The organism is Nostoc sp. DedQUE05 (assembly GCF_034530955.1).
Taxonomy (GTDB): domain Bacteria; phylum Cyanobacteriota; class Cyanobacteriia; order Cyanobacteriales; family Nostocaceae; genus Nostoc.
The window spans coordinates 35,676-47,999 of the sequence record NZ_JAVRCB010000031.1; the positions used below are offsets into that span (position 1 = coordinate 35,676).

The 12,324-nt window shown below is 40.0% G+C and carries 11 protein-coding genes; 4 read left to right on the plus strand and 7 right to left on the minus strand.

Going from position 1 to position 12,324, the window contains the following annotated elements; genetic code table 11:
- On the minus strand, window positions 1-2,798 hold a 2,798-nt coding region (locus RMZ42_RS22215), incomplete at its 3' end, for a CHAT domain-containing protein (RefSeq protein ID WP_322673444.1).
- 137 nt (window positions 2,799-2,935) lie between these two features.
- Between RMZ42_RS22215 and RMZ42_RS22220 the strand changes: the two genes are divergently transcribed.
- Window positions 2,936-4,060 (plus strand): succinylglutamate desuccinylase/aspartoacylase family protein, encoded by a 1,125-nt coding sequence (locus RMZ42_RS22220; protein ID WP_322673445.1) that lies wholly within the window; start codon window positions 2,936-2,938, stop codon window positions 4,058-4,060.
- A 93-nt stretch (window positions 4,061-4,153) separates the two neighbouring features.
- On the opposite strand, the gene RMZ42_RS22225 is transcribed toward RMZ42_RS22220, so the two are convergent.
- The 3 genes from RMZ42_RS22225 to RMZ42_RS22235 form a co-directional block, all read right to left on the minus strand.
- Window positions 4,154-4,420, minus strand: coding sequence for a type II toxin-antitoxin system RelE/ParE family toxin (locus tag RMZ42_RS22225; RefSeq protein WP_322673446.1), 267 nt, complete (start codon window positions 4,418-4,420; stop codon window positions 4,154-4,156).
- Window positions 4,417-4,656 carry a hypothetical protein gene (locus tag RMZ42_RS22230; protein ID WP_322673447.1) on the minus strand — a complete coding sequence of 80 codons (240 nt, stop codon included), beginning with the start codon at window positions 4,654-4,656 and terminating at the stop codon, window positions 4,417-4,419. The genes RMZ42_RS22225 and RMZ42_RS22230 overlap by 4 nt, the downstream gene beginning before the upstream one ends.
- A 487-nt stretch (window positions 4,657-5,143) precedes the next feature.
- Window positions 5,144-6,226, minus strand: coding sequence for an ATP-dependent 6-phosphofructokinase (locus RMZ42_RS22235; protein ID WP_322673489.1), 1,083 nt, complete (start codon window positions 6,224-6,226; stop codon window positions 5,144-5,146).
- A 429-nt stretch (window positions 6,227-6,655) separates the two neighbouring features.
- Here RMZ42_RS22235 and era point away from each other — a divergent pair, with 429 nt between their 5' ends.
- The 3 genes from era (at window position 6,656) to RMZ42_RS22250 (ending at window position 8,961) form a co-directional block, all read left to right on the plus strand.
- Window positions 6,656-7,630, plus strand: a complete 975-nt coding sequence (gene era / locus RMZ42_RS22240; protein ID WP_322673448.1) for a GTPase Era — start codon at window positions 6,656-6,658, stop codon at window positions 7,628-7,630.
- 251 nt (window positions 7,631-7,881) lie between these two features.
- Complete coding sequence (locus RMZ42_RS22245; RefSeq protein WP_104908984.1) at window positions 7,882-8,559, plus strand: response regulator; 678 nt, start codon at window positions 7,882-7,884, stop codon at window positions 8,557-8,559.
- A 135-nt stretch (window positions 8,560-8,694) separates the two neighbouring features.
- Window positions 8,695-8,961 (plus strand): hypothetical protein, encoded by a 267-nt coding sequence (locus RMZ42_RS22250; protein ID WP_322673449.1) that lies wholly within the window; start codon window positions 8,695-8,697, stop codon window positions 8,959-8,961.
- A gap of 739 nt (window positions 8,962-9,700) precedes the next feature.
- On the opposite strand, the gene RMZ42_RS22255 is transcribed toward RMZ42_RS22250, so the two are convergent.
- The 3 genes from RMZ42_RS22255 to RMZ42_RS22265 all read right to left on the minus strand — a co-directional run bounded on the left by RMZ42_RS22255 (window position 9,701) and on the right by RMZ42_RS22265 (window position 11,896).
- Window positions 9,701-10,441: a DUF3891 family protein gene (locus RMZ42_RS22255; protein ID WP_322673450.1), complete on the minus strand. Its 741-nt coding sequence runs from the start codon at window positions 10,439-10,441 to the stop codon at window positions 9,701-9,703.
- Between the two features lie 318 nt (window positions 10,442-10,759).
- A complete protein-coding gene (locus RMZ42_RS22260) occupies window positions 10,760-11,452 on the minus strand; it encodes a manganese catalase family protein (RefSeq protein ID WP_012410902.1) in 693 nt (230 codons plus the stop codon).
- Window positions 11,453-11,617: 165 nt separating this feature from the next.
- Window positions 11,618-11,896: a GlsB/YeaQ/YmgE family stress response membrane protein gene (locus RMZ42_RS22265; protein WP_322673451.1), complete on the minus strand. Its 279-nt coding sequence runs from the start codon at window positions 11,894-11,896 to the stop codon at window positions 11,618-11,620.
- Between the last annotated feature and the right edge of the window lie 428 nt (window positions 11,897-12,324).

The following is a 12,324-nucleotide window of genomic DNA, read 5'->3' on the forward strand; positions in this document are numbered from 1 at the left end:
ATTTTCAGCGCCTTGTTGTAGTAATCAACAGCCACATCAAACTGCCGTTGCTCTTCGGCAATAGTGCCTAAATTATGATTAGCACTGGCAATTTTGACATTCACTGAGGAGTCATTTACAGCTATCAGTTCATCCAGAATTTCTTGATCAACTTTCCTTGCCCCTTTCAAGTCAGCACTTTGAGCTGCTTCATTAGCATCTGCACCCCGCAGATACATCCAAAAATCCAAAGCATTTTTACCCTTTGCTTTTGCATCTGCCAAGTGAATGCCTATTTGTTTCAGCGCACGTTGCCGCAGTGACTTAAATTCGGGTTTGCGCCCTATCCGCTTATACACTTCTCCCAAAGCTTGCAGAATTGATTGTGCATAAGCCCATTCCTGCTGCTGTTCAGCAAGGCGCAGATTTTGCAACAGATTTGGTTCTTCGACCCGCAGCACAAAAGTTGCTAGTTTTGCCTTGCTGATGAGTTGCTTATAATACTTGTCAGCCAACGCTGCGTAGAAAATCAGTAACTTTTTTTCGAGTTCGTTAATCACCTCCTGGGAAGTAATTGTGTTTAACTGCTGGCGCAAATACCAAGGCAATGCAGGGTGAATTTTGTAGATAGTCTCACCCAAATATTCCAAAACACCTGCGGCGGCGGCTTCATTGAGAATCCTTAACCAATCTGGTTTTTGCAAGTTCTCCCCAAACACAGCCCGATAAGCTTGTCCAAATTCATTATCAGCATTTTCTGAAAACAGATTCAGCCAATGTGCATCAACCCGTTCCGAAAACAGTGCCAAAAATGGTAAATGCTGACGTGTTCGTTCTGACAACTTAGCAAAGGAATAATCCAACGACACAGTAAGAGATTTTTCTCTCCCTTCTTCCTCTTGTCCCCTAAAAGTATCTAACCCCCGCCGCAACGCCTCAATTAACTGCACAGGTGTCTGCATTTTTAAATGCGGTAACACCACCCGCAAAGACAACGGATGTCCCCCCAACAATTTCAACAATTCCAAATACTCTGCTGGTAGGTTCTTTCTCTCCACACCCACGGTTTGCAAAATCTTCGCGGCTAACTCTTGGGCATCCGCTTGAAACAACCCCCGCAAGTTGATTAAACTATACCCACAATCCAACCAAAGTTCTTCGTGGCGACTGGTAATTAATACCCAAGATTTACCACCCCGCAATTCCTTAAGAAACTGCTTCAGCTTGTTTCTTTCTTCCCCACTCAATAATGGTTCATTCCCCGTAGGGAAACCGTTGACAGGTTCAAAGTTATCCCAAATCAACAAGCAAGGATTAGTTTGCAGATATTGCTGCACCACATCCTCTTGCTTATCTGGCATCATTTGGGAAAATCTCTCACCTCCTAACGCCCTACCAATTTGGTTAATTACCTGACTCAACCCCGCACCCTGTTCAAAGGAAGTGAAGAACATACCGCCAGTACGTCCTTGAGTGTCATTTAACCACCGGGCGAAACCTGCGGCTAACTCAGTTTTACCAACGCCGCCCATTCCCTGCACTAACACAACATGATTTTGCCGAAATGCTCTCTCTAAACGCAAAATCTCATAATCCCGCCCAATAAAACCATAGGCGCTTTCATCAGGTAAACCTACAGCTTTGCTACTTTCTGAAATGTTGTCAGCTTGCGCCATCAACTCGGCAAAGCTGGGTACTGTGTTTTTAGGAACAAAAGGCGTATAGGGTTCCTGCTGATACAGCACTGGCACTAGCCAATCTTGTAAAGGTAAATTTCCTTTCGGACTGGGGCGCATTTTTTCAATAGACATGGACTTGCGCCCTGCTGCGACGGCTGTGGCGATACACTCTCCCCTGACTAATTCCCCATACAACCGCCCAATAAAATGTTCTGCACCTTTGGCGTAAACTGAATACGCCATTGCTACTACACCCTTTGCCCCCAATTTCACCAACTGTCCCGCCACAGAAGAAAAGGCTTCTTCGCCTACTTGCCCAGACTTGCAAGCATTCAGCACAAAAATCGGCACGCGACAATCTGTTAAATATTGGGCAATTTCTCTGGCACTAACAAGTTGCTCGTTTCCCTGCTCATCTTCAAAGACTAAAACTCCTTGAGTATCGCTGTCAAAATTTCCATGTCCATCAAAATGGACGATATGGTAAAAAGCTTTATTTGCCTGGAGTTCTGCTTCAAACGCTTTCAAGCTAGGGGGACGCAATACTTTCAAGTTGACTCGCTGACGTATTGGTTGCAACGCCGCCAGCAAAGGACGGGCAATGGTTTTAAAATTTACGTCTTGCTCATCATAAGGGCGGGCAATAACTAATAAAATATTCAGTTGGTCATCGGGCATTGGTGGCAATGGTGCTTTTACGCCCTGAGTGCTGAGACTGCGATACATCCCCGCCAGTGAAGGTGCAAGAAATTGATAGTCGGGGGAGTACAGCAATTCCCAAGGTAAATTCAGCACGTTGGCGTTATCGGAAATGATGCCCAGTTCGCATTTATCGAGTCCTTCCCGTGTAGCTTCTTGAAAAAACTCTCTTCCTTTTTCTGTGCTGCGAAATACTAGCTCAAATAGCTGTTGTCCCCACTGCTGTAACTTTTGTTCGATTTTTACAGCGTTATCAGGAAAAATACCGTAAGGAAACTGTAAATAATCTTCTAAATACCAGCGCAATTCAGCCGCGTTTTCTTCATCGAAGGGTTGTTGGAAAGGGACTGCTGGGGCTAGGCGAGGATTTTCGTATCCGCGTTGCCAAGAAAGTTGGATTGTTTCGCCTTGATGGGTGATTCGCAACCAATTTGTTGCCATTGCTGCTGTGCTGGTTACTGGGTAAATTGATGCTAGCTTAATTTGGGTAATTCACGCAGAGGCACAGAGAGGAAGATTGAGTTTTAATTCAGTACAGATACAGCGATAATGTACTCAAATTATCAGCGAATTATTTTATGCAGCCAGTTATTGAGACTATTGTATTACGTCAAATGGCTTCGGGCGATCGCCTATCTTTACAACTATACAAATTCATCGGCGCTCAACCTGGTAAAAAGGTTTACATTCAATCTAATCTGCACGGTGCAGAAATTGCTGGTAATGCCGTTATTCACCAGCTAATTGAGTTTTTTTTAACAATAAATGATACAGATTTAACTGGAGAAATTTGGCTAGTTCCCGTTTGTAATCCAATGGGGACGAATGAACGCGCTCATCATTTTTCCCCCGGACGTTACTGCATTTACGAATCTAAAGACTGGAATCGCATATTTTGGGACTACGAAAAAGAAGCTGATGATTTAGTAGCTTTTACTAAATCTCAACTTCATATCGATCTAAAGGTCGTTCGACAAAATTATCTAACTATAATTAAGCAACAATTTGCGAAAATTTTAGAAAAAATTAATTCTCCTAGTGCAGTGCCCTACACTGAGCTTTTTGGCTACAAGTTACAAAACCTGAGTTTAGATGCAGACTACTTAATTGATTTACATAGTTCTACAAATCAAGCGTTAGACTATGTTTATTACTTCCGAAATCGAGAAGACAGTGCAAAACACTTTCTACTCGATTTTGGAATCTTGCTTAATAAATACGATGGTGATGCTTTTGATGAAGCTTTTATCAAACCTTGGTTAGCGCTGGAAGCTTGTTTTAAAGAGTTGGGTAGAGATATTAAGTTTGATGTGGAAGCTTGGACACTAGAATTAGGCTCAGGAATGCAAATGAATCCTGATTCAGTTGCTAAAGGTGTACGGGGTGTAAAAAATTATTTAGCACAAAAAGGTGTACTGCAAATGTCTGTATCAGGTGACACAAAAACCCATGAAATGACTTTTGCATCTAGCAGCAATCGAAAAAAATATTATGCGATCGCAGGTGGGATGATTCAATCGAGAATAGCATTAGGTAGTACAGTCAAAGCTGGAGACAAGCTGTATCAAATTCTCAGTTTTAATAAAGAAGGTCAACTACCTAGTGTAATTGATGTCTGCGCTCAACATGATGGATTAGTTTATGATGTCGCAACCAATCAAGCTGTTAATGAAGGTGAGTTTGTCTTGGGAATTGTTAGTTAAGGAATAGCAGTTCGTAATTAAGATAGGAGCAATAAGTTAATGCGATCGCGTTTGGGTTTGTGGAGTGCGATCGCTCTAAGTTTTTCTTGCTTCTCAACTTTCATCTTTATAAATATTTTTACGATGTCCGACTTCCACAACATTTACCATTAGAATATCGTCGAAAATATCATAGATAACGCGATAGTCACCTACTCTAATTCTATAAGCATTTTCTTTCCCTTTTAGCTTTTTAACTTTATTCGGACGTGGTTCTGTAGCTAAATCATCAATTTTAATTTGTATACGTTCTTGAAGTTCTGACGGTATTTTTTTAAGTTGCTTCAATGCACCCCTCGATATTTCAACTTTATAACTCACGCCACTTCCTTGTTTATTCCTGTCTTTAGTTCTTTTTTAGCTTCTTCCCATGACACTGAATTATCAAGATTAGCTTCTTTTTTTGCTTTGTCGTAGGCTTTTAAATCTTCTTCTTCTTCTTCTTCTTCGATTGTTTGAAGTAGTGCGTAAATCTCATCTAAAGTACTATCATAAGCTTGATTTAATAGTACGTTAATCTCTTTAATTAATTGTTCGCGTTCCTGTTCACTTTTCATAATTTGTCTTTCTTACTCTAAACTTAGGTTATAAATTCAATTATAAATGCAATCGCGTTTTGGTGTTTTGACATGGCGATCGCTATTCATTTTATACTGGTGTAATTTCTTAATTTTGCCCTAACTTCCTGTGCGGAAATTACTTTACCAGCTTGACTGTCAGTAAGTCCAGCCGCGTTGCGTCTACACATTTTTATTTTGTAAAGAAGTACGATCGCTTTTTGAAAATCAATTTAACTTCAACTACTTTGTTGCTGTTCCAACCACAGCTAACAAACATTATCAAAACTCACAAGATTAACAGACATAATATTATGATTATATTAATCTGAAATGGTCTCAGTAATTATTGTGCGATCGCGCAGATGAAGAAGTTATTGCATCTGTATTTTATTTCCCCAGTGGTAAAATTCCCGCGTCATTTACATCTTCTACTAAACTTTGTACTTTGATAGGCACAGCTATGCTGTGCCTGTACCATGTATATTCAGTCTCCCAAATAAATACTCATACCACGAGCAGTTTTAACTAAAGTACCATTGGGATCGACAGCGCTATATTGAGCGATCGCTTCTATAATTGGTACACTTAATACTTGGCGATTTTGCCATGTTACCATGCGATCGTATTTACCCTCTGCAATTAGATTAACGGCTGCAACACCAAAAGCTGTTGCAACTAATCTATCTAGTGGTGAAGCAGTTCCACCGCGTTGAATGTGTCCTAAAACTGTAACTCGTGTTTCTACACCGATGTGTTCAATAATTTTATCTGCCAAATATTCACCAATTCCGCCATATCGAGATTGACCTAAGCGATTTGTAATCGTCACATTTTCCCCATCGTGGGTACGAACCGCTTCAGAAACAATAATCAAACAATAGTTTTTGCCTTTCTCTTGGCGTTCTTTGATTTTGTGGCAAATATGCTCAACTGTGTAAGGAATTTCGGGAATTAAAATTACATTCGCTCCCCCCGCAATTCCCGCAGCTATTGCTATGTGTCCGGCATCACGACCCATTACTTCCAAAATCATGACTCGGCTATGACTTGCAGCAGTAAAATGTAACCTGTCTAGTGCTTCCGTGGCAATATTGACTGCTGTATCAAAACCGATGGCGTGTTCGGTAACGCCAATATCGTTATCAATGGTTTTGGGAATACCTACTAAATTAATACCACCTTGTTGAGCTAGGCGACGCAAAATTGCCAAGCTACCATCGCCGCCGATACCAATCAAAGCGTCTAAACCTAGTTCATGATAACCTGCAATAATTTCTTCGGAGCGATCGCATAAACTTCCATCCGCCATCGGAAAAGCAAAAGGGTCGCCTTTATTGGTCGTCCCCAACATTGTGCCACCCGCAGTTAACAATGAGTCAACTCGGTCAACTTCCAGGTTGGTAAATTGCGGCGGACGCGCCATTAATCCTAGAGTCGCTTGACGAATTCCTAAAACCTCCCAGCCGTAAGTATTTACAGCACAATTTACTACAGCCCTAATCACAGCATTTAAACCAGAACAATCACCTCCACTCGTAAGAATTCCTATGCGTTTGGGTTCTCCCACATTTTTTATTGACATTTTGATCCAAATGTATACGTTAAGTAGTCGATGAAACTTAAGCCAAAGTTAGCAGTAGATTAAACTCAAGCAAAAGTCCTCTCTGTTAATGCCAAAGTAATTTTATGTTTCTTTTGGATCTAAAAACAAAACAAAGTCTAAAAATTCAGCAACTCTTGAGCTAAAAGTCAAAATTTATGTGGGTTTAGTACGATCGGCGATGAAATGAGGTAAACTTTGAGTTTAATTTTTTTAATATTCTGACTACTGAATTCTGACTCCTGAATACTACAACTAAGGTTATCTCAGCTGTAAAATATAAGTGTAGAGCAAGTAGTAGATTAAACCTCGGCAAAAGCAAACCCTAAAAATGCCAGGGTAATTTTATGCTTGTTTTGTGTCTAAGAAAAAACCAAGTTATCCCAGCTAGAAAATATGAGGGTGGAGCCAAAGGTGACTAGTATTGAAAATTACACTTTCTCTTTTTCAGAAGAAGTAACAATTCCCCAGGCTCCTCCTGAATTCAAATCAGGTTTTATCGGCATTGTTGGTCGTCCAAATGTCGGTAAATCTACTTTGATGAATCAGTTAGTAGGACAAAAAATTGCCATTACATCACCAGTAGCACAAACTACACGTAACCGTTTGCGCGGTGTACTAACTACGCCAGAGGCGCAGTTAATATTTGTAGATACGCCAGGAATTCATAAGCCCCATCATCAATTGGGCGAAGTATTGGTGCAAAATGCCAAAATTGCCATTGAATCGGTAGATGTAGTGTTATTTGTGGTAGATGGATCTGTAGCTTGTGGATCGGGCGATCGCTACATTGCCGAATTGCTCAGTCGCAGCAAAACACCAGTAATTCTGGGTGTGAACAAAACCGACCAACAACCGGCTGATTCGCAGTTTCTAGATGATAGTTACGCCCAAATGGCCCAATCCCATGAATGGGAAATCGTGAAATTTTCTGCCAAGACTAGTACCGGATTACCGCAACTTCAAGAATTATTAATTAAACATTTAGAAATTGGGCCATTATATTATCCTCCAGACTTGGTAACTGACCAGCCAGAACGCTTTATTATGGGTGAATTGATCCGAGAACAAATTTTATTATTGACTCGTGAAGAAGTACCCCATTCAGTAGCGATCGCCATTGATCTAGTAGAAGAAACTCCCAGCATTACCCGCGTACTTGCTACTATCAACGTCGAGCGTGATTCCCAAAAAGGTATACTCATCGGCAAAGGTGGAGCAATGCTCAAAGCAATTGGTAGTGAAGCCCGCGAACAAATTCAAAAATTAATCGCTGGCAAAGTTTATCTAGAATTGTTTGTGAAAGTCCAGCCAAAATGGCGACAGTCGCGGATTAGTTTAGCAGAGTTAGGCTATCGCGTGGAAGAATAATAATTGGTCATTTGTCATTGGTCATTGGTCATTTGTCATTGGTCATTGGTCATTGGTAACTTGTACTGAGCGACTTGTACCGAGCAAAGTCGAGGTAAGCCGTTGACGCAGCCTCTCCAAGAGTTGTATTGTCATTGGTTATTGGCAGGTGAAAAAAGCAAAAAACAAAAGCCAAAAGACTAATAACTAATGACAAATGACTAATGACAAATGACAAATGACAAATGACAAATGACAAATAATTAATAAAAATGTCTTTAGATACTCGCTATCCCTTAAATTTACCCGTCAATGCTCCGCCCTTGCGCGTGTTAATTGTTGAAGACGATCCGATGATGCAACTGGGATTAGAGCAATCGTTGATGGCTCATCCTCAGTTAGAGATTGTTGGACAAGCTGAAGATGGTTATTTGGGAGTTCAAGCTGCACTGCAACTGAAACCTGATTTGGTGGTTATGGATATTGGGTTGCCGCGATTGGATGGTATTGCCGCGACACAGCAAATTAAGGCGGCGCTACCAGCAACTCATGTAGTAATGCTGACATCTCATCAAACAGAGACAGAAATTATTGCGGCATTGTCTAGCGGTGCAGATGCATATTGTATCAAAGGTGCAAGTGTGGAAAGATTGTTAAGTGCGATCGCAGCCGCAGTTGATGGCGCAGCCTATCTCGATCCCCAAATTGCGCGGCGAGTAATTGACAATCTCAAACCGCCTTCACCCACCACCAACACCGCCAACTTATCAGGGCGCGAGTTAGAAGTGTTAAAGCTGATGGTAGATGGATTGAGCAACCCAGAGATTGCCGAAAAGCTCTATCTTAGCCCCAACACCATCAAAACTCATGTCCGAGGGATTATGAATAAATTAGCAGTAGACGATCGCGTGCAAGCAGCAGTTGTCGCACTGCGTTCTGGTTTGGTTTGATACTAGAATAAATTTATCTGCAACTTTCAAAATACTAAAGTTCAACCTTTGGCTAGTATTTTTAACTATTAAAATTGTTGCAAAAACTTTAAATTCAGCTAATTTTTTTCCATGCGCTCATTAATATTTCAAAATTTGAAGCTGACTATTCCTACAGCTTTAGCATTTACGGTTCTTGGTTATATTCTAAGTCTACCTCTGAGTTATCTTGGCAACTCAGAAGCAGCAAGATGGCAATTCAATTTCGAACGCACAACATTTATTGAAACCCGAAAGCTTGATGAGCTTGGAAGTTTTCAAGCTAGGGTAGCACTTGGTGGTACAGCGCTTGGAATCTTAGTAGCTCAAACAACTTTTATTGCGTATATATTTGGACTTAGCAATCGTAGTACTAAGCAGTAATATCTTTGATGAAATATATGTAAATACAGCCTTTAGGCCACCTAATGCAGTTGTATATTATAGCGATCGCTACACCTTTGGCTTTCAAGTTGGCACACATTTATAACCACATTTACAATTAGAGGCGTACATATATATGTACGCCTCTATAGCTGAATAATTTGTTGCCAAGATGTTGGAAAGATAGTCTACCTCAATGCATTTCAGTTAAAAGAGTTTGAGAATTGATTAGGGTCTATATTAGCAGGAAATAAAAAAATTTCCTTGCCTTCTCTTCTTGCCTTTTGGTGAAGCAAAATTGCCTTTTCCAAAGAACAATATTTGATTGGAACCCATCTGTCGCTATAATAGTAGACAGTTACTCGGCTCATTGCATACTCTTTCAACGGCAGTGGAAGAGACCAGGACGAGTCCACAGTTTGAACCTTACCTGTTGAGTCCATGCTTTGAACCTCAGTTATTAAGTATATTTACTTTCACTGATTGGAATGATGTAGAGGAACTATCATAAGTAATAATCAATGTATTTTAAAACTACATCTTTAGATAAAAATTAAAACAATTAAAACTGCTATCACGCCCTTAGCACTAAATGCGATCGCTACTTCTGGTATCTCATCAGCAGTCGTTACTCAGATCGCCATTGTCAGAATAAGTAGGGATTTGATAGAAGAGTGCGATCGCATAACCTAGTTTTCTTACAGCAATTGTCAGGAAAATAGCTGTAAGTTGTATGCATCTAACTCTTAACGAATGTCCACTCTAGTACCTTGATCGGGGCTTCTTGTAGTGCTTGAGTTAATTCGGTGCTACTCTGAAATTTCACCTCAGAGAGGTCACAGGCTTCGACATTGACCGTGAATTTATCGTTTTGGAAGGGCCAGGGTTTGACAACAACCAAGTTATCACTGCGCTGCATGATGTCATAGCGCTCACCTTCAGGGCCCTTGCTAATTTCTAAAAACCGCTCATCGTCAGGTAGTTCCTGCTGGCATAAAATGAGAGAAAGGCGATCGCACCATTGCATAAATGCATAGGCTGCATCAACTTCCTCCTTTTTGATGCCCAATTCTTTACGCCAACGTTGCTGATTTTGAAGTTGCTCGTCTAAAAGTTTGTCTAATTTTGAGGACTTACCCCGGCTGGACTCATTTAAACGGCTGATGTGCATGGAAATTAATAGAGCTACCCATCGTCCACGGTAAAGGGCATTCTTTGCCAAATTAGCCAATTTATCGACACCTGCATCTAAATCGGCATTTGTGGAGAGCATGAAGTCCTTTGGCGCACCCGCTTCAGTTAGAATATCTTCTTCCCACTCTTTTTCTAGATCGTCGTGATGAGAAATTGCAGCTATTGTTTCATATAACCTTACGGGAGCATTTTTACGTTGCCATTGTCCAGCCAGTTCAGCTGCTAATAAAGCATGGGCACGATGATAAATGACTTCCCAACCATTTGATGTAGCGTTGACAATCACAAGTTAATCTCCAGATTTTTAGTTGAATTAATTTCTAAAATTAGAAATATCGAGGTAGAAATTGAAGAAGCGATCGCTAGGAATTTTTCAGTGTTTCTGAATATTTATAGCTATAGCTATTTTTAATTGGTGTAATAGCCAAATACTCAGCGAAAATTCCCGACTTATTAGAAAAGTCGGGAATATTTTTGCCTGCTAGATGTAGTGAAACAGCCTAAAATTTGCTAAATCAGGTGAGCAAATAACCGACTTTACTTTCTGAGTGGGATTTTTTTAGAATCTCCCAATCATCTCTTTACTCAAAATCAAGCTATGTAATTAAGAGTGGCTTTCTAGCGGATTAGCAATGTATTTGAATGTTGGCTCAGAATTCCAGGGCCCACGCTCATCTTGACCATTTCCGTTTGTAGACAGGTTGTAATAAAGAGCAACAGTTTCATCGGGCTTAATATTACCAAAGAATGGATCTGTCAACTTACCTAGCGAATCTAGAGCTTTCATAAACATCTGAGTATGAGAAATTTCTCGTGTTAACAGATGGACTAAAGTCTCTTGGGTTCCTTTGTCGGTTGCCAATTTAATCAACTCTTCGTAAGTCTGACGAGCGCCTGCTTCAGCTGCAACGTTAGCTCTTAAATCACGTACTACATCTCCACCCTCATTCAAGTAACTTGCAGTCCAAGCATTACCTTGGCTATCTAGAAAATGAGGCCCAATTCCTCGGACTGCAAAAAGAGTACTCTTGTAAGCCTCTGTTTGATCTACATTTTTAGTGTGAGCCTCAATGAGTTTACCAACCATTTCTAAATGGCTGAATTCTTCAATTGCAATGTCTTGGAGCATGTCTTTAATACCAGCATTTTCGACATGGAATGATTGCACCCAATATTGAAGCGCTGCACTAAGTTCTCCAGTAGCTCCGCCAAACTGCTCTAGTAGCAATTGAGCAAAACGTGGGTTTGGTTCGCTTACGTTAACTGCATGAATAGGCTCTTTTTTGTGGAAAAACATAGATCTACACTTCCCAAGGTTATGATGTTTCAGAATGAATTGATTTATCTTTTAGTCTTTTTCCAGATAGAGCTAATTTGATGTTTTTTAGCTTGTTCTACTCGTGAACTAAAAGATTGAAAAAGTCCAGTAGTTATCTCAGGGTTGATAACTGCCAATCAGCGATTATGCATTGCTGCTTCTTCTGATAAATCCCCACAGATAAATAGCAACAATTGCACCAAGCACAGCCACTAAAATACCAGGAAGAGTTAAACCAGCGCCAGCCGCAGTAATTTGCAGAGTTCCTGTTCTTAACAAGGTAAATAAAGTTCCACCGACGAAAGCACCAATGATACCCAAAATCATTGTGGAGAGAATTCCGCCGCCTTGAGAACCAGGATAAATAGCTTTAGCGATTGCACCTGCCAAAAGTCCTAAAACTATCCAAGCAATAATACTCATAACCGCCTCAACAATCTCACTCACTTAATATCTAAGTTATCAACTCTAATTCCAAATTCTTTCTACCAGATGGGGTAAATGTTAAATCCAAAAGTTATACACAATACTTTCATATTCAGAATTGGATGAGAATTTGCGTTTTTTACATCTTTTTAACGTTAAACGAAAATTTTTGCATATTTTAAGCTAGAAGTTATTAAAAACATCTAATCATAGACATAATTATTGTCAGCAAAACTAAATGTTAATTAGCTAATCAATATATTATTTTTTATCTCTGTCTTCAGGTATAAAGTTCGTATCTAACTTCTTGGGGATGTATTAAAAATATTTATTCATTCAACTTTTGATAATTTTCGTTATAACCGATCGTTAATTATCTATATAAATAATTAACCAAGATTTTTGTAGATTTTTATTTAACAACT

What these genes read in the sequence shown, in the direction of transcription:
- RMZ42_RS22245 (WP_104908984.1), top strand. Translation starts at nt 7,882, where the DNA reads ATGTCTTTAGATACTCGCTATCCCTTAAATTTACCCGTCAATGCTCCG.
- era (WP_322673448.1), top strand. Translation starts at nt 6,656, where the DNA reads ATGAGGGTGGAGCCAAAGGTGACTAGTATTGAAAATTACACTTTCTCT.
- RMZ42_RS22230 (WP_322673447.1), bottom strand. Translation starts at nt 4,656, where the DNA reads ATGAAAAGTGAACAGGAACGCGAACAATTAATTAAAGAGATTAACGTA.
- RMZ42_RS22265 (WP_322673451.1), bottom strand. Translation starts at nt 11,896, where the DNA reads ATGAGTATTATTGCTTGGATAGTTTTAGGACTTTTGGCAGGTGCAATC.
- RMZ42_RS22220 (WP_322673445.1), top strand. Translation starts at nt 2,936, where the DNA reads ATGCAGCCAGTTATTGAGACTATTGTATTACGTCAAATGGCTTCGGGC.
- RMZ42_RS22260 (WP_012410902.1), bottom strand. Translation starts at nt 11,452, where the DNA reads ATGTTTTTCCACAAAAAAGAGCCTATTCATGCAGTTAACGTAAGCGAA.